Raw genomic sequence first — 19,950 nt, forward strand, 5'->3', positions numbered from 1 at the left:
GAACAGCACGGACAGCCGCTCCGACACGGTGGCGGCCTGCGCCCCTCTCACCGTCAGTTCGATCTCATCGCCCTGCCGCGCACCGAGGACGAGGAGACGCGAGAGGCTCGCCGCCGACGCATCGGGTCCGTCGGGAAGTCGTCGCAGCCGCACCTCCGCCCCTGCGGACGCCTCGGCGATCAGGGCGGCGGGGCGTGCGTGGAGCCCTTGCGGATTGCGCACCCGCACACGACGCACGAGCGCCTCGCCTGCGTCTTCGACCGCGGAGGACGACGCAGCATCCGATGAATCCGCCGCGGAATCGGGTGCGGGCGTGGCGTCGTCCGGGACCCCGAGCTGCCCGGTCTTCGCCCCGAGCGCGGAGGTCGCCTCGGACGCCACCGCATCCAGGTCGCTCCCCGCCGCGGCCGAGACGACGGCGGCGAGCAGCCCCTCCACGAACGGCGCGGGAGCGAGCCGGACCGGCACGTCGCTCGCGCGCAGTTCGAGCGCGAGTTCCGCACTCAGCACCGCCGACCCGAGGTCCATCAGGACCAGGACTCCCTCGCAGTCCGCAGCCAGCTCATCGATCGCCGCGGCCACCGCCACGGCGTCCGTTCCGAGGACCGGCACGCCGTCGCCGTCCACGCCCGCGCCCGCGGCCACCCGCACGCGCACAGCGGGCCCCTGGACCATCTGCAGGGCAAGCTCCAGTGCCGCCTCCCCGAGCCGTGCGCTGTGGGAGACGGCGACGATACCGATCATCAGGCGCTGCCCGCGACCGCCGCGGCGAGCGTGTCGAAGAGGATCGCCGTGGACGCCGCCCCGGGGTCGAGGTGACCGGCGCTGCGCTCGCCGAGATAGCTCGCCCGTCCCTTGCGTGCGACCAGCGGCAACGTGGCGTCTCGGCCCTTCTCGGCGGCATCGGCCGCGGCGGTGACGGCATCCGCGACGGTCGAGCCCTCAGCGAGCGCGGCGTCCATCGCGTCGACGGCCGGTGCCATCGCATCGAACATCGTCTTGTCCCCCGCTTCGGCCTTGCCCCGCGCGACGATGCCGTCGAGCCCCGCACGCAGCGCGGTCGCGAGGGCAGGGCCGTCGAGCTCGGACACCGCGCCCGCAGCCATCCCCATCCGCAGGAAGAAGGTGCCGTAGAGCGGTCCGCTGGCCCCACCGACGGAACTCACCAGGGTCATGCCGACCGTCTTCAGCAGCTCGTCGATCGTTCCGGGTGCGCCCCCTGCGAGCTTCTCGCCGACGGCACTCATCCCTCGGGCCATGTTCGCACCGTGATCGGCGTCGCCGATGGCCGAGTCGAGTTCCGTGAGCCAGTCACGCTTCTCGGTGACGGCCGTGCCGAACCGCGAGACCCAGTCGGCGAGGACGGCGGTGTCGACAGCAGCCATCAGGCGCCCCACCGCAGACCGGGGGTGTTGACCGGCGCGTCCCACAGACGCAGCAGCTCGTCGTCCGCCTTGAGCACGGTGACCGAGCATCCCGCCATGTCGAGCGAGGTGATGTAGTTGCCCACGAGGTTCCTAGCGATCTGGACCCCGGACTTCTCGAGGATCGCCGCCACCTCGCCGTACATCAGGTAGAGCTCGATGAGGGGTGTCGCGCCCATGCCGTTGAGCATCACGATCGAGGGGCCGGTGGCGTCGAGGTCGGCGAGAATCGGCTCGACGAGCTGCCGCGCGATGTCCGCCGCGGGAGCCAGCGGTTCACGGTGACGGCCCGGCTCGCCGTGGATGCCGATGCCGATCTCCATCTGGTCGTCCGGCAGATCGAAGGTGGGCTTCCCTGCCGCGGGCACGGTGCAGCTGGTGAGCGCCATGCCCATCGAGCGGCCCTGCCCGTTGATCTTCTCGGCCAGCGCGACGACGGCGGCGAGATCGCGGCCCTCCTCCGCAGCGGCTCCGACGAGCTTCTCGAGCAGCACGGTCAGACCGACACCGCGACGCCCCGCCGTGTACAGGGAGTCCTGCACCGCGACGTCGTCGTCCACGGTGATGCTGCCGACCTCGATCCCCTCCATCGAGGCGAGCTCGGCGGCCATCTCGAAGTTCAGCACGTCGCCCGTGTAGTTCTTCACGATGTGGAGCACACCGGCCCCGCGATCCACGGCCTTGGTGGCCACCTGCACGCGGTCCGGCGTCGGGGAGGTGAACACCTCTCCGGCGACCGCGGCATCCAGCATCCCGGTTCCGACGAAGCCGCCGTGCAGCGGCTCGTGACCGGAGCCGCCCCCGGAGACGATCGCGACCTTGCCCTGTGCCTTCGGCGTCGCGCGAGTGATCACGTGGTTCTCGAGGTCGACGGAGAGCTCGGGATGAGCGAGCGCGACCCCTCTCAGAGATTCGACGAGAACATCTTGCGGGGCGTTGATGAGCTTCTTCATCATTCGATCTCCTTTGATCCTTCGTGGTCTCTTTCGCAAAATCCGAAAGGAATTCGTTAATGTCGAATATGCTCGGAGCCAGCCGGGTTGTCAAGATCATTCGTGAAGCCCGGCTGCACTGACACCGGCTCGACGACGCACCGGAAGGAGGGCTCCCCGTGATCCAGGCGATCGACCGCGCGGCGAAGATCCTCGAACTGCTCCAAGGGGCACGCCATCTCGGCATCACCGACCTCGCTGCAGCGCTCAGCCTGCCGCCGTCGACCGTGCACGGGATCGTCAAGTCGTTACGCGCGCACGGGCTCGTCGCGAAGGAGCGCGGGGGCCAGCGCTACATGCTCGGGCCGACGCTCCTGCGCCTGAGCAACGTGTACCTCGACACCCTGGATGTGCGCGCGCGGGCGATGCGCTGGACGCAGGAACTCGCACGGCGCACGAACCTCTCGGTGCGGCTGGGGGCCCCGCACTTCACCGATGTGCTCGTGATCCACCACAACCTGCGCCCCGACGACAGCCAGCAGATGCTGGAGACCGGGGTCGCGATCCCCGCGCACGCCTCGGCGATGGGCAAGGTGCTGCTCGCCTACGACCAGGGCTTCCAGCAGAGCGTCTTCGAACAGCCACTGCGCAGCCTCACCGGCGACACGATCACCGATGTCGCACGGTTGACCCTGGAGCTGCCGTCGATCGCCGAGCGCGGGACCGCCGGTGAGTTCGACGAAGCCGTGCTCGGGGAATCCTCGCTCGCCGCACCGGTCGCCGATGCCTCGAACGACATCGTCGCGGCCGTCGCCGTGGTGCTGCCCACCTCGCAGACCCCGGCCTCGGACGCGATCCTCAACGCCCTCCGCGAGACGGCCCGCAACATCTCACGCGAACTCGGTGCCACCACCTGGCCGCCGCGCGTCGCACCCGCCGACGACTGACCGCCGCCGACTGACCGCCGCCGACAGGCCCGCGTCATCCGCGCAGCGCCAGCGCGAAGGGCAGAACCTCGGTCGCCCCGGCCTGTCGGAGTACGCGGGCCGCGACCGTCATCGTCCACCGGCTGTCCACCAGATCATCCACGAGCAGCACGGGCCCCGACGGCACCTCGAGGTGCTGAGCGCTCAAGCGATCCCAGAGTCCGGCGAGACGGAAGACGCTGTTCCCGCCCGGTCCGCCGGAGGGACCGCCGCCGAGGGGCTCGAGCGCGCCGAGGTACGGCAGGCGCCCGACCTCGGCGAGACCGCGGGCGAGCGAATCGACCATCACGGGGTGCGAGCGCGACGGCAGAGCGACGACGGCGACCGGCCGCTCGGCCCACTCCCACCCCGCGAGCACGCGGATGCACGCCTGGAGCAGTTGAGGAGTGACCTCGGTGTCGGGGGCGCCCGCGGCGAAGATCTCGCGCAGAGCCCCTCCCCAACCCAGATCGGTGAGGCGCGCCAGCGCCCGCCCCTCGCTCGCCTGCTCGTCGGCGGGGATCCTCCCCTTGACCGGCACCTCGAGCCGGTCGGCGCCGGTCGGCCAGGCACGACGGGGCTCGATCGGGACACCCACCCGGTCGAGGGACTCCGCGGCCTGCGAGCTCGCGGACTCCCCGACCTCCTTCGGGAACCATCCGCCTGCACAGTTGTCGCACCGCCCGCAGGGCGCAGCCGTGTCATCGTCCAGCGCCCGCTGCAGGAACTCCATGCGGCACCCGTCGGTCTGCTCGTACTCGATCATGTGCTGCTGCTCGGCGAGACGCTCGGCGGCGATCCGTTCGTAGCGCTCCGCGTCATAGCTCCATGGTTCGCCGGTGGACACCCACCCGCCCTGCACGCGCCGGACCGCTCCGTCGACATCGAGCACCTTGAGCAGCAGTTCGAGAGGCGTGCGGCGGATGTCGACCATCGCCTCGAGCGCCGGTGTCGAGATCGGTGTGTCACCGAGGGCGCCGATGACCCGCTCCGCGCGCTCACGGTCGGGCATCGACGCCGTCGCGAAGTAGTGCCAGATGTCGCGGTCTTCGACGCCGGGCAGCAGCAGCACGTCGGCGCTCTCGCTCGCACGACCGGCACGGCCGACCTGCTGGTAGTACGCCACGGGTGACGACGGAGCACCGAGGTGCAGCACGAAACCCAGATCGGGTTTGTCGAACCCCATCCCCAGCGCACTCGTGGCCACCAGCGCTTTGACCTCGTTGCGCTTGAGCAGGCCTTCGGATTCGGCGCGTTCCTCGGTGTCGGTCTGCCCGGTGTAGGCGCGCACGTCGTGACCGTGGTCGCGCAGCAGGCGGGCGGTGTCGACGGCGGCCGCGACGGTCAGCGTGTAGATGATGCCGGAGCCGGGGAGGTCATCGAGGTGGCTCAGCAGCCAGGCGAGGCGGCTCGTCGAGTCGCGCAGGCGCAGCACACCCAACCGCAGCGATGTGCGCGCGAGCGGTCCGCGGATCGTGAGCACCGGTTCGGCGGCCGCTTCACCCGAGGGCTGGAGGGCGCCGAGCTGCTCGGCGACGTCGGCGACGACGCGGCTGTTCGCCGTGGCGGTGGTCGCGAGCACCGGCACATCGGCGGGCATCTGCGCGATGAGGTCACGCAGGCGTCGGTAGTCGGGACGGAAGTCGTGCCCCCAGTCGCTGATGCAGTGCGCCTCGTCGACCACGAGCATGCCGATGCGACGCACCAGCGCGGGGAGCTGCTGCTCGCGGAACGCGGGATTGTTGAGCCGCTCGGGTGAGACCAGCAGCACGTCGACCTCGTCGCGGTCGAGCTGCGCGAGCACGTCGGTCCATTCATGGGCGTTCGTGGAGTTGATCGCGACGGCCCGGACGCCGGCCCGTTCGGCGGCGGCGATCTGGTCGCGCATGAGTGCCAGCAGCGGCGAGACGAGCACCGTCGGTCCGGCCCCCTGCCTGCGCAGCAGAAGCGTCGCGACGAAGTACACCGCCGACTTCCCCCACCCCGTGCGCTGGACCACGAGCGCCCGGCGGCGCGCCTCGACCAAGGCCTCGATCGCCTCGTACTGGCCGTCGTGGAAATCGGCGTCGGGGCGGCCGACCAGTTCGCGCAGGGCGGCGAGTGCGGGCTCGCGGGTGTCGGCGGAGACGGAGGAGGTCATGTCCCCACTCTGCCCCACGCCGCCGACACGGTCGGCGGTCCCGTCGTCTAGCGTGGGGAGATGATCACACGCGAGCTCGCCGTCACCCTGCGAGAGGCCGGGCTCGTCTGGCATCCCGCCGAGGGCGACCGCTTCCAGCTCGATCTGCCGGACGAGGTCGAACTCGAGGCCGAGGCCGACGTCTTCACGGTCAGCGAGATGACGATCGAGGCCCGACAGACGCCGAGTGGCACGGATCTGGCGTTCAACGGCACGACGGAGTGGGCGCTCGATGCGGTCACGCTGGCGGACGCCGTGTGGCTGCCGAGGGAGGACCAGCTGCGCGAGCTGCTGCGTGGCACGTTCCGCGCGCTGGTGCGCCTCGACGACGCTTTCCGCGTCGACATCGAGATCGCCGACGCCGCGCTCTCGTTCGAGCATCCGGATCCGGCCGAGGCGTACGGGCGCGCACTACTCGCGTTGATCTCGCGCTCGCACTGAGCACCGTCTTGAATCCGATGCTCCTCTGTGTCAGAATTACCTAACGATCGGTCAGTAAAGATGACCGGATGTTGAGGAGTCGACGATGACCAGTCCCGCAGACCTGTCCCTGGTGGGCGACCTCTCCGATGAGGAGCGTCTCTTCGACGACCTCATCGCGAACGAACAGCGCATCGAACCGCGCGACTGGATGCCGGACGCTTACCGCAAGACCCTCGTCCGTCAGATCTCGCAGCACGCGCACTCCGAGATCATCGGCATGCAGCCCGAGGGCAACTGGATCACCCGCGCCCCGAGTCTGAAGCGCAAGGCGATCCTGATGGCGAAGGTCCAGGACGAAGCCGGCCACGGTCTCTACCTGTACTCCGCCGCCCAGACCCTGGGTACCACCCGCGACGAGATGATGGATCAGCTCATCAGCGGCAAGGCCAAGTACTCCTCGATCTTCAACTACCCCACTCCGACCTGGGCCGACATGGGCGCGATCGGCTGGCTGGTCGACGGTGCCGCGATCTGCAACCAGGTGCCGCTGTGCCGCGCATCCTACGGCCCCTACGGCCGTGCGATGGTGCGCGTGTGCAAGGAGGAGTCCTTCCACCAGCGGCAGGGCTTCGAGATCCTGCTCACCCTGATGCAGGGGTCCGAGGAGCAGCGCGAGATGGCCCAGGACGCCGTGAACCGGTGGTACTGGCCGAGTCTCGCGATGTTCGGACCGCCCGACGACCAGTCCCCCAACTCGGCCCAGTCGATGAAGTGGAAGATCAAGCGGTTCTCGAACGACGAGCTGCGCCAGCGCTTCGTCGGAATGCTCGTGCCTCAGGCCGAGATCCTCGGAGTGACCCTGCCCGATCCTGACCTGCGCTTCGACGAGGAGAGCGGCCAGTACGTGATCGGCGAGATCGACTGGGACGAGTTCTTCGAGGTCGTGCGCGGCAACGGCCCGTGCAATGCCGAGCGCCTCGAACGCCGACGCACGGCACACGAAGAGGGCGCATGGGTCCGTGAGGCCGCGGCGGAGTACGCACGCAAGCAGTCCCTGAAGACCAAGGCGGTGGCGTGATGGCGACGCCGGGAGCGGACGAGCGGGAGCCGTGGCCGCTGTGGGAGGTGTTCGTCCGCGCGAACCGCGGGCTGAGCCACGTGCACGTCGGATCGCTCCATGCGCCGGATGCCGAGATGGCGATCCGCAACGCGCGCGACCTGTACACGCGCCGAGGTGAGGGCGTCTCGATCTGGGTCGCACCGGCGGAGGCGATCACCACGAGCGACCCCGACGCCAAGGGCGCCTACTTCGAGAGCCCGGCCGGCAAGAACTACCGGCACGCCGTGTACTACACGGCTTCAGAGGGAGTGCCGCACCTGTGAGCGCCCCGCACCCGGAAACCGCGCACGAGGACATCGACGTCCACGGCGACGTCTCGGTCGACGAGCTCCGCCTCTCGCAGGAGCTCTCGGGCACCGGGGCGATCGCCGCCTCCGCCGACATCGCCGAGTACGCGCTCCGCCTCGGCGACGACGCGCTCATCCTGTCGCAGCAGCTCGGCGCCTGGATCTCCCGGGCACCGGAGCTGGAGGAGGATGTCGCGCTGGGCAACATCGCCCTCGACCTCCTCGGCCACGCGCGGTCTTTCCTCCACTACGCGGGGTCGTACGACGGCCGCAGCGAAGACGAGCTCGCTTTCTTCCGCGATGAGCCCGAGTTCCGCTGTGCGTGGATCGTGCAGCAGCCCAACGGTGACTTCGCCCAGACGATCGCCCGGCAGTTCGTCGTCGCCACCTTCATGTTCGAGCTCTACTCCGCACTGCGCGCCAGCAGCGACGAGACCTTCGCGGCGATCGCCGAGAAGTCCCTCAAAGAGGTCGACTACCATCGCGATCACGCCGTCCAGTGGGTCCTGCGCCTCGCCGGCGGCACCGAGGAGTCGCGCGCCAGGATCATCCGGGCACTCGGGGATGTCTGGCCGTATGTCGACGAGCTGTTCCGCGACGACGACCTGATCGACCGGCTCGGCGCTGCGGCCGTGCGTCCGTCGAGTCTCCGTGCCGGTTTCGACGGCGTGGTCGACACCGTCTTCGCCGAGGCGGAACTGTCGATCCCTGCCGTCATGCCGTCCTCGGCCGGCGGGAGGCACGGCGCCCACACCACCCCGCTCGGTCACATCCTCGCCGAGATGCAGGTGCTCGCGCGACGGCATCCGGGGGCGACATGGTGACGCTCACTCCGACGCAGGCTGCCTGGCGCATCGCCGCCGCCGTCCCCGACCCCGAGGTGCCCGTCCTCACGATCGAGGACCTCGGCGTGCTCCGTGCGGTCGAGGTCGACGGCACGCGGGTCCACGTCGACATCACCCCGACCTACAGCGGGTGCCCCGCGATGGACACGATCCGCGACGACGTGGTGCTCGCCCTCACCGCGGCCGGCTTCGACGAGGTCGAGGTGCGCCTGGTCCTCTCCCCCGCCTGGACGACGGACTGGATGACGGATGCCGGCAAGACCAAGCTCGCGGAATACGGCATCGCGCCGCCCTCCGGCCGCGCCGCCGTGTCGACCGGCCCCATCCGCGTCTCGCTGAGCGTGCGCTGCCCCCGGTGCGGCTCGCTCGATACCCGTGAGGTCTCGCATTTCGGCTCCACCTCGTGCAAGGCGCTGTTCGAGTGCCGTGCCTGCCTCGAGCCCTTCGACCATTTCAAGGTGCACTGACATGTCGCTCTTCACCTCCGCTCCGCCGCCCGTTCCGCGCGCAGCTGAGCCCCGCGCCGCCGCACCCCGCACGCGCGCCCGGTTCCACACGCTCGTCGTCGAAGACGTGCGTCCGCTCACCGACGACTCGGTCGAGGTGACCTTCACCGTGCCGGCGGCCCTCGCAGACGAGTACGACCACCTTCCCGGTCAGTACGTGGCGCTGCGCACGACGCTCGACGGCACCGAGGTGCGGCGCTCCTACTCGCTGTGCCGCGCCCCGGAGCACCGTGACGACGGACAGGACACCCGGCTGAGCGTCGCCGTGAAGCGTGACGAGGGCGGGCTCTTCTCCACCTGGGCCCAGACCGGCCTGCACGCCGGATTCGAGATCGACGTGATGAGCCCCCAGGGCACCTTCACCTCGGCGCTCGACGACCTCGATGACCGTCACGTGGTGGGGATCGCCGCCGGTTCCGGCATCACGCCGCTGATGGCGCTCGCGCACACGGTGCTGAACCGGTCCGACTCGTCACGGTTCACCCTGCTGTACACGAACCGGGCGACGCTCGACGTGATGTTCCTGGAAGACCTCGCCGACCTCAAGGACCGCTACCCGACCCGGCTCGTGCTGCACCACGTGCTGTCCCGTGAGCAGCGCGCGGCCCCGGTGCTCTCCGGGCGGATCGACGAAGAGAAGCTCCGCACGATCCTCGGCACGCTCATCCCGCCGTCGACCGTCGACGAGTGGTTCCTGTGCGGGCCGCTCGCCCTGGTCGATCTCTGTCGCGAGGTGCTCGCCGACGTCGGAGTCGATCGCTCCCACATCCGGTTCGAACTGTTCACGACCGGTGACGAACCGGCACGTGCGGCCCGGCCGGTGCAGGTGCGTGCCGGTGAGAAGACCGTACGCATCGAAGTCACCCTCGACGGTGTCTCCTCGACCGTGGAGAGTCCGGTGGATGCGCATGAGTCGGTGCTCAACGCGGCGTTGCGCGTGCGCCCCGATGCCCCGTTCGCCTGCGCAGGCGGCGTCTGCGGGACCTGCCGCGCCCGGGTGCTCGAGGGCAGCGTCACCATGACCGAGAACTACGCCCTGGAGCCCGACGAACTCGAGCGCGGATTCGTGCTCACCTGCCAGTCCCATCCGACCAGCGACCGCGTGGTCGTGGACTACGACGTCTGACCCGGAGGCCTCCATGATCGACCTCACCATCGCCGACGACGTCGCGACGATCGTGCTGAACGCGCCGTCGAAGCTGAATGCGCTCGACGAGCGGGCCCTCGCCGAACTGGAATCCGCATACATCGAGGCGGAAGGCGCAGGTGTGCGGGCGCTCGTGCTCCGCGGAGAGGGGCGCGCCTTCTGCGCCGGCCGTGACATCTCCGGGGTCGACCCCCGGGACGACGACGTGCTCGGCTACCTCGGCGGCCTCGTGACGCCGCTGCTGCAACGGATGTCCCGGTTCCCCGCCCCGACGTTCGCGGTCGCCCACGGCGCCTGCCTCGGCGTGGGGCTCGGTCTCCTGATCGCGACCGATGTCGTGTACGTGGCCGAGTCAGCGAAGGTCGGCTCCCCGTTCGCGGCGCTCGGTGCGACGCTGGACTCCGGCGGCCACGCGCTCTTCCTCGACCGACTCGGTGCGCACAAGACGCTCGACCTGATCTACACGGGGCGCCTGATGAGCGGGGCCGAGGCCGTGGCGTCCGGCCTCTTCTCGCGCGCCTTCCCCGACGACGAGGTCGTGCAGGCGACGACCGATGCCGCTGCCGCCGCCGCGCGCGGAGCCACCGCAGCCTTCCTCGCGAGCAAGGAGCTGGTCGCCCGCATCCGAGACGAGCGGCTCACGCTGTGGGATGCGGTGGGCATCGAGAACGCCGCGCAGGCCGCCCTCTGCGACACCTCCGACTATCGCGAAGGGTTCGCCGCCTTCCAGGAGAAGCGGAAGCCGGAGTTCCGCGGGTACTGAGCGCGCCGGTCAGCGCGGACTCGGAACGTCGTGACCGACCGGCACCGATGTCGGACGCCGGTGCGAGAATGCCCAGATGATGCTCGCAGAGCTGGTCACCACAGCCGATCGCGTCGGGGCCACGTCGTCCCGGCTCGCCAAGACCGACGCCCTGGCCGAGCTGCTCGCGCGCGCGGATCCATCCGAGCTGCCCGCGCTGATGGGACTGCTGCTCGCCTCGCCGCGGCAGGGCCGGCTCGGCGTCGGATGGCGCGGACTCACGGCTCTCGACATCACGCATGCCGACGATCCCTTGCTGAGCGTCGGCGACGTCGATGCCGCGCTCGACGTGCTGGCCGCGACCTCCGGTTCCGGTTCGGCCGCCGCCCGCACCGGGATCCTCGTCGATCTGGCTGCGCGCGCCACGGCCTCGGAGTGGGACTTCCTGGTTCGCGCGATGCTCGGCGAGCTGCGCACCGGGGCCCTGTCGGGAGTGCTCCTCGATGCGATCGCGCGGGCCTCCGACCGTCCGGCCGCCGTCGTGCGCCGCGCGGCGATGTTGTCGGGCGACCTCGGCGAGACCGCCCGCATCGCCCTCACCGGAACCGCAGAAGACCTCGAATCCGTCGGACTGCAGGTCGGGCGCCCCGTGCTCCCGATGCTCGCGGCGACGGCGGCGACGACGACTGCGGCGCTCGAGATCACGGGTGAGGCGTCGGTCGAGTACAAGCTCGACGGCGCCCGCATCCAAGTGCACCGTCAGGGAGACGACGTCGGCGTCTACACCCGGAGTCTGGCCGACATCACGCACCGTGTGCCGGAGCTCGTCGAGATCGTGCGTGCGCTTCCGGTGAACGATGTCATCCTCGACGGCGAGACGCTCTCGCTCGATGAAGACGGAGGGCCGCGCCCGTTCCAGGAGACGATGTCGCGGTTCGGGGCCGAGGTGTCGAGAGACCTCGTGCTACGGCCGTGGTTCTTCGACGTGCTGCACGTGGATGGGCGCGACCTGCTCGACGAGCCACTCTCCGTGCGGCTGGCAGAGCTGGAACGCGTGGCCGGCGAGTGGCGGATGCCCGGGCTCGTCACCGCCGATCCGGAGGCCGCCGAGCGTCTCTCGCGCGACGCCCTCGCCGCGGGCCATGAGGGAGTCGTGGTCAAGGCGATCGACGCCCCCTACGCGGCCGGTCGCCGAGGCAAGTCGTGGGTCAAGGTCAAACCCGTGCTGACCTTCGATCTGGTGGTCCTCGGCGCGGAGTGGGGTTCCGGCCGCCGTCGCGGTTGGCTGTCGAACCTGCACCTGGGCGCCCGCGACCCGGAAGGCGAGTTCGGCGACCCCGGCGGGTTCGTCATGGTCGGCAAGACGTTCAAGGGCCTCACCGATGAGCTGCTGAAGTGGCAGACCGAGCACTTCCCCGAGCACGAGTCGCACCGCACGGCCTCGACCGTGTTCCTGCGCCCGGAGATCGTCGTGGAGATCGCGATCGACGGCGTGCAGCGCTCCCCGCGCTATCCGGGGGGTCTCGCCCTGCGCTTCGCGCGGGTCAAGGGGTACCGGGACGACAAGTCGCCGGGTGAGGCCGACACGATCCAGGCGCTTCGGGCGCTGCTGCGCGGGTGACGCGCGATCAGGCCGAGGGCGCCAGCCCGAGATCCTCTTCGCGCACGGTGCCGCGGAAAGACCACGGGAAGTTGATCCAGAGGTCGGTGTCCTTCCAGGCGAAGTCGGGCTGGATGATGGTCGACGGCTTGGTGTAGATCGTGACGGACCGCACGTCGGCACCCTTGTCCTTCAGCAGTTGCACGGCGAGCGCGAGCGTACGCCCGGAGTCGGCGACGTCGTCCACGAGCAGCACCCGGCGTCCGTCGAGGTACGCCATGTCGAGCTCCGGCGGAAGCACCTCGGGCGCATCGAGCACCGTGCCGATCCCGGTGTAGAACTCGACGTTGATCGCACCACAGTTCTTCGCACCGAGACCGTAGGCGATGGCACCGGCCGGAAGCAGACCGCCCCGCGCGATGGCCACGACCACCTCCGGCTCGAAGCCGCTGGCGAGGATGTCCCGTGCCAGATCACGCGTCGCCGCTCCGAAGCCATCCCAGGTGAGCGTCTCGCGCTCGATCGATGCATCTGTCATCTGAGCATTCTCCCGCATCGGCCGGCACCCTCCGCCGGTAGAATGGGCGGGTCCGGCCACGCCGGTGCCTGAAAAAGAGGCACGAAGCACTCCACGACGACGCGGAGGCGAGACACATACGGATCCCGCAGTTCCTCCGTCCCTGTCTCGAAAGGCTTTCGCATGCCCACCGTGTCCGCGCACGTCGCCCTCACCCTCGCCCAGCACATCGACGCCGTCTTCGGGGTGATGGGAAACGGCAACGCCTACTTCCTCGATGCGCTCGAGAAGCAGACGGAGGCCACGTTCACCGCCGTCCGCCACGAGCAGGGCGCCGTGGTCGCCGCCGATGCCCACTTCCGCGCATCCGGGCGGATCGCCGCGGGCACCTCGACGTATGGCGCCGGCTTCACCAACACGCTCACCGCCCTCGCCGAGTCCGTGCAGGCGCACGTGCCGCTCGTGCTCGTGGTCGGCGATGAACCCACCTCGGGTCCCCGTCCGTGGGACGTCGATCAGATCGCGCTCGCCTCGGCCGTCGGTGCGCGCACGTATACCGTCGGTCGTGCGGACGCCGCGGCCACCACCGTCATCGCGATCGAGCACGCCCTCACGTATCGGGTTCCCGTCGTGCTGGCGATCCCCTATGACGTGGCCTCTCTCGAAGCCGGGGAGGTGCCCGCTGCTCCGTCGCCGCGCGTTCCAGCGCCGCTCGCCCCGCGCGGGGAGTTCGCCGAGGGGATGCTCGACCAGATCACCGCCGCCCTGGCCGGCGCCGAACGCCCGTTCCTGCTCGCCGGCCGCGGCGCCTGGCTCTCCAGCGCGAGCACGGCCCTGGGCGAGCTCGCCAAGGCCACCGGCGCGCTGACCGCGTCGTCCGCCCTCGGTCGTGGAGTGTTCCCCGAGACGAAGTACGACCTGGGTGTGACCGGCGGCTTCGGTGCGGACGGCGCGATGGAACTGATTCACACTGCCGACGTCGCCGTCGTGTTCGGCGCGTCACTGAACCAGTTCACGATGCGATTCGGAGAGCTGTTCGCGCCGGGCACGACGGTGTTCCAGATCGACATCGCACCCGCGGCGACGCACGCACACGTCGGCGGCTTCGTCCGCGCGGACGCGCGACTCGCTGCCGAAGCACTCGTGGACCGCATCGGCACGACCACGATCGCCGCCCCCTGGCGGGAGAGCGTCGATGTCGCCTCCGCCCGCGCCTACGACGACGGGGACGACCTCGCCCCCGACGGGCGCCTCGACCCGCGCTCCGCGGCGCGGCGCATCGCCGAGATGCTCCCCGAAGATCGGATCGTGGTCTCCGACGGCGGGCACTTCATCGGATGGGCGAACATGTACTGGCCGGTCGCCGCGCCCGATCGCATGATGATGGTCGGCACCGCATTCCAGTCGATCGGTCAAGGCTGGCCGAGCGTCGTCGGTGCCGCCCTGGCACGGCGCGAGTCGACCATCGTCCTCACCTCCGGGGACGGCGGCGGACTGATGGCGATCGCCGACCTGGAATCCGCGGTCCGCGCAGCCGGCGGCCGGGGGATGGCCGTCGTGTGGAACGATGCGGCGTACGGTGCCGAGGTGAACCTGTACGGCCTCAAGGGGCTGGCAGAGGCCCCGATGCGCATCCCGGAGGTCGACTTCGCGGCTTTCGGTGCCGCCGTCGGCGCAGAAGGTGTCGTCGTGCGCACCCTCGCCGACCTCGATCGACTCGAGGCATGGACCGCCGAAGACCCCTCGTCGCGTCGGTTCCTGCTGCTCGACCTGCGCATCTCCGGGGATGTCATCGCCCCGTACCAGCAGGAGATCATCCGCGTGAACTCCTGACCACGGCGGTCCAGTAGGCTCCTCGCCATGCCCGATCACACGCAGGTTCTGCGATACAGCGCCTTCGCGGCCACGCCCGGCGGCGGCAACCCCGCCGGAGTCGTCCTCGACGCATCCGCCCTCGACGACGACACGATGCAGCGGATCGCCGCGGACGTCGGGTTCTCCGAGACGGCGTTCCTGGTGGGCACCGACTCACACGACGGCGCACCTCGGGTTCGGGTGCGGTACTGGTCCCCGGCTGCAGAGGTGCCCTTCTGCGGTCATGCGACCGTGGCGACCGCGGTTGCTCTCGCTGAACGGGATGGGCCGGGAACCGTGGTCTTCGACACCGCGGCGGGGAGGGTGACGCTGCAGTCGGAGACGGATGCGAACGGAACCGTCACCGTGTCGTTCACGAGCGTGGAGCCGGAGGTGCGTGATCTCGAAGTGGGCGTGCGCGACCGGCTGCTGGCGCTGCTCGGGCTCCTCCCCTCCGACCTGGATCCGCGATTCCCGGTGCAGGAGGCGTTCGCGGGCAACTGGCATCCGATCGTCTTCCTGGCGGACCGGGAGCTGTTCCATCAGTTCCGCTTCGCCCCGGCCGACGTCGCCGCCCTCATGCGGGATCAGGGCTGGCTCGGGACAGTGACGGTGCTCCATGCCGACGACCCCGCCGAGATCGAGGCGAGGAACCTGTTCCCGGTCGGACGCATCACCGAGGATCCGGCTACCGGTTCCGCGGCCGCAGCGACGGGAGCGTATCTGAGGCACCGAGGTGTCCCCCTGTCCACGACACGCATCCGCCAGGGCGCGCACGTCGGGCGCCCCAGCGAACTCCTGGTCACGATCCCGGAGCGGGGCGGCATCGTCGTCTCCGGAGGCGCCACCCGCATCGAGTGACGCGGTCACTCTGACAGACTCGGAAGATGCCGGGACTCCATCACGTCGAGCTGTGGATCGCCGACCTCGATGCCGTTCGATCAGAGTGGGGCTGGATCCTCTCCAGGCTCGGTTTCACGAGGGCAGACGCGTGGACCGAGGGGGAAACCTGGACCGGTGGTGGCGCCTACCTCACCCTCACGACCTCGCCGAACCTCTCCGATGCGGTGCACGACCGCCGACGCGCGGGACTCAACCACCTCGCGTTCCAGGGTGGTGCCCGGAGCGATGTGGACGCGATCATGGCTGAGGCAGCCGACCGGGGTTGGCGCCCGCTCTACGCAGACCGCTACCCTCACGCGGGCGGAGACCAGCACTACGCCGGATGGCTCGAAAACGCCTCCGGGTTCAAGATCGAGGTGGTCGCGGAACGCTAGGCGCCGTAGTCGGGAAGCTCCTGCAGCGTCCAGGAGTTGCCGTCGGGATCGTCGAAGGACACGAAACGCCCCCACGCGAGTTCGTCGACCCCTCGCGCCTCGACACCGAGCCCCTTCAGGTGAGCAAGGGCCTCGTCCGCATCCGGGATCACGACCTGGATCGTGTTCTGCTTCCCGGGCTCGAGGTCGATGCCCAGCCCCGTGCCGAAAGCGATCGAGCATGCCGATCCGGGCGGCGTCATCTGCACGAAGCGGAGTCCTTCGACCGGAGTCTGGTCCCAGTCCGCGTGGAAGCCGACCTTTTCGTAGAAGGCCTTCGACCGGTCCACATCGGTCACCGGCACGAAGATGAGTTCGATCTTCCAGTCCATCACACCCTCCTCTCGGGCGCCTTAGCCCGTCGGCATCCACGGTACGCGCGGGCACCGACATCGCCGCAGAGCGGGGTCCGGATCGTCAGATCCATCCCTTGTCGAGTGCGATCCGCACCGCCTGGGCCCGGTTGCCCGCCCCGGTCTTCCCGATCGCCGCGGACAGGTGGTTGCGCACCGTGCCCGCGGAGAGGAACACCTCGGCGGCGATCGCCGCCGCTGAGCGTCCGTCCGCCGCGAGGCGGAGCACCTGCTGCTCCCGATCGCTCAGCGGGTTGGCTCCCTCGAACAGGCTGTCCGCCGCGAGCACGGGATCGAGCACGCGAAGCCCTGCATGCACCCGACGCACAGCCTCCGCGAGCTGTTCGGCCGGGGTGTCCTTCACGATGAAGCCGCTCGCCCCGGCGTCCAACGCCGAGCGCAGGTAGCCCGGTCGGGCGAAGGTCGTGACGACGAGCACCCGCGTCCCGGCACTCGCCTCGCGGATGCGGCGCGTCGCCTCCACACCGTCCATCCCCGGCATCTGGATGTCCATCAGGCACACATCCGGTCGCAGCTCCGTCGCGAGCCGCACCGCCTCTGCTCCCTCGGAGGCCATGCCGATCACGTCGAGGTCGGGCTCCAGATCCAGCAGGGCTCCGAGCGCCCCGCGCACCAGCGCCTGATCGTCGGCGATCAGCAGACGGATCGTGCGGCCGTCCTGCGACATGCTCACCACGTCACCTCCACCCGTGTGCCGGAGCCTCCGGAGGCACCCGCCGGCCCGATGACGAATCCTGCGCCCGCGGCCGCCGCGCGCTCGCGCATTCCGTGGATGCCGTTCCCTTCGCTCCCGCTGATGCCTACCCCGTCGTCCTCCACGATCATGCGTCCGGGCGCGAGTCGTACGAGCACCGTGCGCGCCCGCGAATGGCGGAGCGTGTTGGTGGTCGCCTCGCGCAGGATCCAACTCGCGGTGAGCGCCTGGGCGGGAGACAGCGCGCCGGGCTCACCGTCGACTCGCACCTCGATGTCGGCCGCGCGGAAGGAATCCTGCGACGACGCGAGTTGCTCCACGAGCGTCGTCGCACGCGCTCCCGCCACCGTCGAGCGCACACCCGCGATCGCCTCGGCGGTGAGTCGCTCGATGTCGGCGAGCTCAACCTTCGCCCGCTCCGGATCGGAGTCCATCAGGCGCCGCACCAGCTGCGCCTTGAGCCCGACGACCGTCAGCGAATGGCCGATCAGGTCGTGCACATCGCGGGCGACGGCTTCGCGTCCTTCGCTGGTCGCCAGCTCGAGGCCGAGTCGCTCCGCCTCCGCGGAACGGATGATGAGCCAGGTCGACACGGTGTTCACGACACCGAGCAGGACCACGATGGCGAGCACGGAGAGGTAGGTGAAGCCGCCGGGGATGAGGAAGACGCAGGCCACGGTGACCACGACGGCGCCGATCGTCGTGATCCAGTGCCAGACACGGGTCAGGCCATAGGAGGCGAACGACATGATGAACGGCAGGAAGCTCAGGGCCGATCCACCCTCAGCCGGGACGGAGATCAGCGCGCAACCGATCAGCGCGGCGAAGGTGGCCCACTGCCGCCTCGACGGTGGGCGTCCCAGTCCCCCGCCCCCGCGCATGCCGTGGATGAAGCCGGTGATGTAGAGGACGACGAAGACGAACAGAGCGATCCAGCCGACGACGACCCAGGCCGGTGCCGCCTCGGAGTGCACCAGCGCGATCACCGGGTACACGAGGAACACGAGCCAGATCACGGCCATCAGCCAGCCGAACCGCGCCCACGGGTCCTTCCCGGTGGCGCGGCGTGCGCCGGGAGCCGACCAGGCCGCCGGGGCCGCACCCGCCGCCGCGAAGGTCGCGGCTTCGTGGGAGGGCCCCGGTGACTCCGGGCGATCCGGATTCGTGTGCTGCGTCATCCGTCCAACCTACTGTCGGTGCGCACCGCTACTGGCGCGCCCGCGAGCGCTTGATTCCCATCGTCACCAGCAGGACGAACAGCGCGAGCCACACGGCGACGTTGAGGAACAGCATCCACAGTTCATCGGTCTGCCCCGTGGTGAGCACGCCCTCCGTGAGCGGCCAGCGACTCAGCGCGACGAAACCGTACAGCGGGGTGAACCGAGCGATGTCGAGCATCACACCGTCGAGCGGCATGAAGACGTTGCCGAAGAACGCGAAGAACGTCATCGAGATGGAGGCGAGCGCCGCCGCAGAGTCCGAGCTGAAGAAGAGCCCGACACCGAGGCCGAACAGTCCGTAGATCAAGCCGATCCCGAGGATGATGCCGGCGGTCGCGACCCAGCGCCAGGCATCCTCGACCTGTGCCCCCGTCATCATGCCTGCGGTGAAGACCGCCAGCAGGGCCAGAGTCGCGAAGGAGACGGCGGTGAGCAGCTTGGTCACCGCGTAGCCGGCGGTGGTGAGCGGGGTCATCGCCAGCTGGCGCCCCCACCCCTGCTTCGCCTCGGTCGCGGCGAGGGAGGTGAGCGAACTCATCGCCACGGCGGTGCCGTAGGCAGCCATCGACGTCATCACGTAGAACGAGACGTTGCCGTTGCCGGCCGACAGGGAGCCGTAGCCCATCCCGGCACCGAACAGCAGGTACATCGCGACCGGCATGGCCAGAGTGAACGCGAGCGTGTAGGGATTGCGCAGCTGGCGGACGCCTTCGATGCGCAGCATGGTGGGTGAGACGAGCATGTCAGTTCTCCGTCAGCGCCGTGAAGGCGGTTTCGAGGGTGGGAGCGGCGATCTCGAGATCGTGAGCGCCGTGGTCGAGGAGCAGGCGGGCGACGGCATCGGAGTCCGCGGCCCGCAGGCTCACCCGGTCACCGTCCAGGCGCACGTCCGCGATGCCCTCCGTGGCCACCAACGTGGCGACGAGGGTCGTCGAGGTCTCGGCGACGGTCGCCGACACGGTGCGCTCTCCGAGGCTTGCACGCAGCAGCGCGGTGGGAGCGTCCGCGACGACCGTGCCGCGGTGCATCACCACGGTCCGGCGTGCGAACTGCTCTGCCTCTTCGAGGTAGTGGGTGGCGAAGATGATCGTGCGACCGGCATCCGCATCCGCCCGCATCACGTCCCAGAAGTGACGACGCGCGGTGACGTCCATGCCCGCCGTGGGCTCGTCGAGCACGAGGATGTCGGGGTCGGAGACCATCGCGAGCGCGAACTTCACCCGCTGCTGCTCGCCGCCGGAGCACTTCGCGACGCGGCGACGGGAGAGGTGATCCAGATCGGCGCGAGCCATCACCTCGGGAACCCGTCCCAGCGCGTCGGATCCGTGCAAGGAGGCGATGAGGCGCACGGTCTCGCCCACGGTCAGGTCGCCGAGCAGGCCGCCGGTCTGCAGCACGGCCCCGATCGCCCCACTCGACGTCGCGCGTTCGGGCGTGACACCGAGCACCCGCACGGTACCGCTGCTGGGTTCGGTGAGTCCGAGCAGCATGTCGAGTGTGGTCGTCTTGCCCGCGCCGTTGGGGCCGAGCAGCGCGACCACCTCACCGCGTCGGATCGACAGGTCCACGCCGTCGACCGCTTGCACGCGGCGGTCGCCCACGCCGAAGTGTCGCTTCACGGCGCGCAGTTCGAGCACCACGGGATCATCGTTCGGGACCTCGGATGCCGGTCGCGCGGTGACCCGCGTCGCCGACTCGTCCACGGAGGAGTTGTTCATGCCTCCAGCCTCGCCCGTCACGGCAACCGAGTCCGGAGGGCAGTGTCATCTCCTGGACATGACACGTGTCATGTCCACGCCCCGTCC

Annotated in this window: 22 protein-coding genes; 12 read left to right on the plus strand and 10 right to left on the minus strand. The window is 69.9% G+C overall.

Annotation, left to right across the window (positions count from 1 at the left end; genetic code table 11):
• The 3 genes from E0W80_RS18110 to dhaK form a co-directional block, all read right to left on the minus strand.
• A partial coding sequence (locus E0W80_RS18110) for an HPr family phosphocarrier protein (RefSeq protein WP_131494419.1) occupies positions 1-744 on the minus strand: 744 nt, incomplete at its 3' end.
• The gene (gene dhaL, locus E0W80_RS18115; RefSeq protein ID WP_131494420.1) at positions 744-1,385 is read right to left on the minus strand and encodes a dihydroxyacetone kinase subunit DhaL; all 642 of its coding nucleotides are present in this window, start codon (positions 1,383-1,385) and stop codon (positions 744-746) included. The genes E0W80_RS18110 and dhaL, both read right to left, overlap by 1 nt.
• Positions 1,385-2,377, minus strand: a complete 993-nt coding sequence (dhaK, locus tag E0W80_RS18120; protein ID WP_047522754.1) for a dihydroxyacetone kinase subunit DhaK — start codon at positions 2,375-2,377, stop codon at positions 1,385-1,387. The genes dhaL and dhaK overlap by 1 nt, the downstream gene beginning before the upstream one ends.
• A 158-nt stretch (positions 2,378-2,535) precedes the next feature.
• On the opposite strand from dhaK, the gene E0W80_RS18125 reads away from it, so the two are divergent.
• The gene (locus E0W80_RS18125; protein WP_047522738.1) at positions 2,536-3,303 is read left to right on the plus strand and encodes an IclR family transcriptional regulator; all 768 of its coding nucleotides are present in this window, start codon (positions 2,536-2,538) and stop codon (positions 3,301-3,303) included.
• A 34-nt stretch (positions 3,304-3,337) separates the two neighbouring features.
• Here E0W80_RS18125 and E0W80_RS18130 read toward each other — a convergent pair whose 3' ends face one another.
• The gene (locus E0W80_RS18130) at positions 3,338-5,461 is read right to left on the minus strand and encodes a DEAD/DEAH box helicase (protein ID WP_131494421.1); all 2,124 of its coding nucleotides are present in this window, start codon (positions 5,459-5,461) and stop codon (positions 3,338-3,340) included.
• Between the two features lie 60 nt (positions 5,462-5,521).
• On the opposite strand from E0W80_RS18130, the gene E0W80_RS18135 reads away from it, so the two are divergent.
• The 8 genes from E0W80_RS18135 (at position 5,522) to E0W80_RS18170 (ending at position 12,191) form a co-directional block, all read left to right on the plus strand.
• A complete protein-coding gene (locus tag E0W80_RS18135; protein ID WP_131494422.1) occupies positions 5,522-5,941 on the plus strand; it encodes a pilus assembly protein CpaE in 420 nt (139 codons plus the stop codon).
• An 85-nt stretch (positions 5,942-6,026) separates the two neighbouring features.
• A complete protein-coding gene (gene paaA, locus E0W80_RS18140; protein WP_131494423.1) occupies positions 6,027-7,001 on the plus strand; it encodes a 1,2-phenylacetyl-CoA epoxidase subunit PaaA in 975 nt (324 codons plus the stop codon).
• Positions 7,001-7,306 carry a 1,2-phenylacetyl-CoA epoxidase subunit PaaB gene (gene paaB / locus E0W80_RS18145; RefSeq protein WP_029262355.1) on the plus strand — a complete coding sequence of 102 codons (306 nt, stop codon included), beginning with the start codon at positions 7,001-7,003 and terminating at the stop codon, positions 7,304-7,306. Before paaA ends, paaB begins: the two co-directional genes overlap by 1 nt.
• On the plus strand, positions 7,303-8,154 hold the full coding sequence (gene paaC, locus E0W80_RS18150) for a 1,2-phenylacetyl-CoA epoxidase subunit PaaC (protein WP_131494424.1): 852 nt from the start codon (positions 7,303-7,305) through the stop codon (positions 8,152-8,154). Before paaB ends, paaC begins: the two co-directional genes overlap by 4 nt.
• A complete protein-coding gene (gene paaD, locus E0W80_RS18155; RefSeq protein WP_047522724.1) occupies positions 8,148-8,642 on the plus strand; it encodes a 1,2-phenylacetyl-CoA epoxidase subunit PaaD in 495 nt (164 codons plus the stop codon). The genes paaC and paaD overlap by 7 nt, the downstream gene beginning before the upstream one ends.
• 1 nt (position 8,643) lies before the next feature.
• Positions 8,644-9,807, plus strand: a complete 1,164-nt coding sequence (paaE, locus tag E0W80_RS18160) for a 1,2-phenylacetyl-CoA epoxidase subunit PaaE (RefSeq protein WP_131494425.1) — start codon at positions 8,644-8,646, stop codon at positions 9,805-9,807.
• Positions 9,808-9,820: 13 nt separating this feature from the next.
• Positions 9,821-10,591, plus strand: a complete 771-nt coding sequence (locus E0W80_RS18165; protein WP_131494426.1) for an enoyl-CoA hydratase/isomerase family protein — start codon at positions 9,821-9,823, stop codon at positions 10,589-10,591.
• Between the two features lie 76 nt (positions 10,592-10,667).
• Positions 10,668-12,191 carry an ATP-dependent DNA ligase gene (locus E0W80_RS18170; RefSeq protein WP_131494427.1) on the plus strand — a complete coding sequence of 508 codons (1,524 nt, stop codon included), beginning with the start codon at positions 10,668-10,670 and terminating at the stop codon, positions 12,189-12,191.
• A 7-nt stretch (positions 12,192-12,198) separates the two neighbouring features.
• Here the strand turns inward: E0W80_RS18170 and E0W80_RS18175 are convergent, their stop codons facing one another.
• Entirely contained in the window at positions 12,199-12,708 is a 510-nt protein-coding gene (locus E0W80_RS18175) for a phosphoribosyltransferase (RefSeq protein WP_047522748.1), read from the minus strand.
• 162 nt (positions 12,709-12,870) lie between these two features.
• Between E0W80_RS18175 and E0W80_RS18180 the strand changes: the two genes are divergently transcribed.
• Genes E0W80_RS18180 through E0W80_RS18190 form a run of 3 tightly spaced genes read left to right on the plus strand, consistent with a single transcriptional unit; the run spans position 12,871 to position 15,818 of the window.
• On the plus strand, positions 12,871-14,520 hold the full coding sequence (locus tag E0W80_RS18180) for a thiamine pyrophosphate-binding protein (RefSeq protein ID WP_131494428.1): 1,650 nt from the start codon (positions 12,871-12,873) through the stop codon (positions 14,518-14,520).
• A 27-nt stretch (positions 14,521-14,547) separates the two neighbouring features.
• A complete protein-coding gene (locus tag E0W80_RS18185; protein ID WP_131494429.1) occupies positions 14,548-15,402 on the plus strand; it encodes a PhzF family phenazine biosynthesis isomerase in 855 nt (284 codons plus the stop codon).
• A gap of 26 nt (positions 15,403-15,428) precedes the next feature.
• Positions 15,429-15,818 (plus strand): VOC family protein, encoded by a 390-nt coding sequence (locus tag E0W80_RS18190; protein WP_131494430.1) that lies wholly within the window; start codon positions 15,429-15,431, stop codon positions 15,816-15,818.
• Here the strand turns inward: E0W80_RS18190 and E0W80_RS18195 are convergent.
• From E0W80_RS18195 to E0W80_RS18215, 5 genes are all read right to left on the minus strand, one after another.
• Positions 15,815-16,189 carry a VOC family protein gene (locus E0W80_RS18195; protein ID WP_047522708.1) on the minus strand — a complete coding sequence of 125 codons (375 nt, stop codon included), beginning with the start codon at positions 16,187-16,189 and terminating at the stop codon, positions 15,815-15,817. The two genes, E0W80_RS18190 and E0W80_RS18195, sit on opposite strands and share 4 nt — an antisense overlap.
• A gap of 85 nt (positions 16,190-16,274) precedes the next feature.
• Positions 16,275-16,898, minus strand: a complete 624-nt coding sequence (locus E0W80_RS18200) for a response regulator transcription factor (RefSeq protein WP_131494432.1) — start codon at positions 16,896-16,898, stop codon at positions 16,275-16,277.
• A 2-nt stretch (positions 16,899-16,900) separates the two neighbouring features.
• Complete coding sequence (locus E0W80_RS18205) at positions 16,901-18,103, minus strand: histidine kinase (RefSeq protein ID WP_047522703.1); 1,203 nt, start codon at positions 18,101-18,103, stop codon at positions 16,901-16,903.
• Between the two features lie 28 nt (positions 18,104-18,131).
• On the minus strand, positions 18,132-18,887 hold the full coding sequence (locus tag E0W80_RS18210; protein WP_047522701.1) for an ABC transporter permease: 756 nt from the start codon (positions 18,885-18,887) through the stop codon (positions 18,132-18,134).
• A gap of 1 nt (position 18,888) precedes the next feature.
• Complete coding sequence (locus E0W80_RS18215) at positions 18,889-19,863, minus strand: ABC transporter ATP-binding protein (protein ID WP_131494431.1); 975 nt, start codon at positions 19,861-19,863, stop codon at positions 18,889-18,891.
• Positions 19,864-19,950: the final 87 nt, after the last annotated feature.

Origin of the sequence: Microbacterium sp. PI-1 (genome assembly GCF_004337555.1) — a bacterium.
Taxonomy (GTDB): domain Bacteria; phylum Actinomycetota; class Actinomycetes; order Actinomycetales; family Microbacteriaceae; genus Microbacterium; species Microbacterium aurugineum.

Coding starts and splice junctions, on each gene's coding strand:
- E0W80_RS18170 (WP_131494427.1), top strand. CDS start 10,668: ATGATGCTCGCAGAGCTGGTCACCACAGCCGATCGCGTCGGGGCCACG.
- paaB (WP_029262355.1), top strand. CDS start 7,001: ATGGCGACGCCGGGAGCGGACGAGCGGGAGCCGTGGCCGCTGTGGGAG.
- dhaL (WP_131494420.1), bottom strand. CDS start 1,385: ATGGCTGCTGTCGACACCGCCGTCCTCGCCGACTGGGTCTCGCGGTTC.
- E0W80_RS18190 (WP_131494430.1), top strand. CDS start 15,429: ATGCCGGGACTCCATCACGTCGAGCTGTGGATCGCCGACCTCGATGCC.
- dhaK (WP_047522754.1), bottom strand. CDS start 2,377: ATGAAGAAGCTCATCAACGCCCCGCAAGATGTTCTCGTCGAATCTCTG.
- E0W80_RS18135 (WP_131494422.1), top strand. CDS start 5,522: ATGATCACACGCGAGCTCGCCGTCACCCTGCGAGAGGCCGGGCTCGTC.
- E0W80_RS18210 (WP_047522701.1), bottom strand. CDS start 18,887: ATGCTCGTCTCACCCACCATGCTGCGCATCGAAGGCGTCCGCCAGCTG.
- E0W80_RS18195 (WP_047522708.1), bottom strand. CDS start 16,189: ATGGACTGGAAGATCGAACTCATCTTCGTGCCGGTGACCGATGTGGAC.
- paaE (WP_131494425.1), top strand. CDS start 8,644: ATGTCGCTCTTCACCTCCGCTCCGCCGCCCGTTCCGCGCGCAGCTGAG.
- E0W80_RS18205 (WP_047522703.1), bottom strand. CDS start 18,103: ATGACGCAGCACACGAATCCGGATCGCCCGGAGTCACCGGGGCCCTCC.
- E0W80_RS18180 (WP_131494428.1), top strand. CDS start 12,871: ATGCCCACCGTGTCCGCGCACGTCGCCCTCACCCTCGCCCAGCACATC.
- E0W80_RS18130 (WP_131494421.1), bottom strand. CDS start 5,461: ATGACCTCCTCCGTCTCCGCCGACACCCGCGAGCCCGCACTCGCCGCC.
- E0W80_RS18165 (WP_131494426.1), top strand. CDS start 9,821: ATGATCGACCTCACCATCGCCGACGACGTCGCGACGATCGTGCTGAAC.
- paaA (WP_131494423.1), top strand. CDS start 6,027: ATGACCAGTCCCGCAGACCTGTCCCTGGTGGGCGACCTCTCCGATGAG.
- E0W80_RS18215 (WP_131494431.1), bottom strand. CDS start 19,863: ATGAACAACTCCTCCGTGGACGAGTCGGCGACGCGGGTCACCGCGCGA.
- paaD (WP_047522724.1), top strand. CDS start 8,148: ATGGTGACGCTCACTCCGACGCAGGCTGCCTGGCGCATCGCCGCCGCC.
- E0W80_RS18175 (WP_047522748.1), bottom strand. CDS start 12,708: ATGACAGATGCATCGATCGAGCGCGAGACGCTCACCTGGGATGGCTTC.
- E0W80_RS18200 (WP_131494432.1), bottom strand. CDS start 16,898: ATGTCGCAGGACGGCCGCACGATCCGTCTGCTGATCGCCGACGATCAG.
- E0W80_RS18185 (WP_131494429.1), top strand. CDS start 14,548: ATGCCCGATCACACGCAGGTTCTGCGATACAGCGCCTTCGCGGCCACG.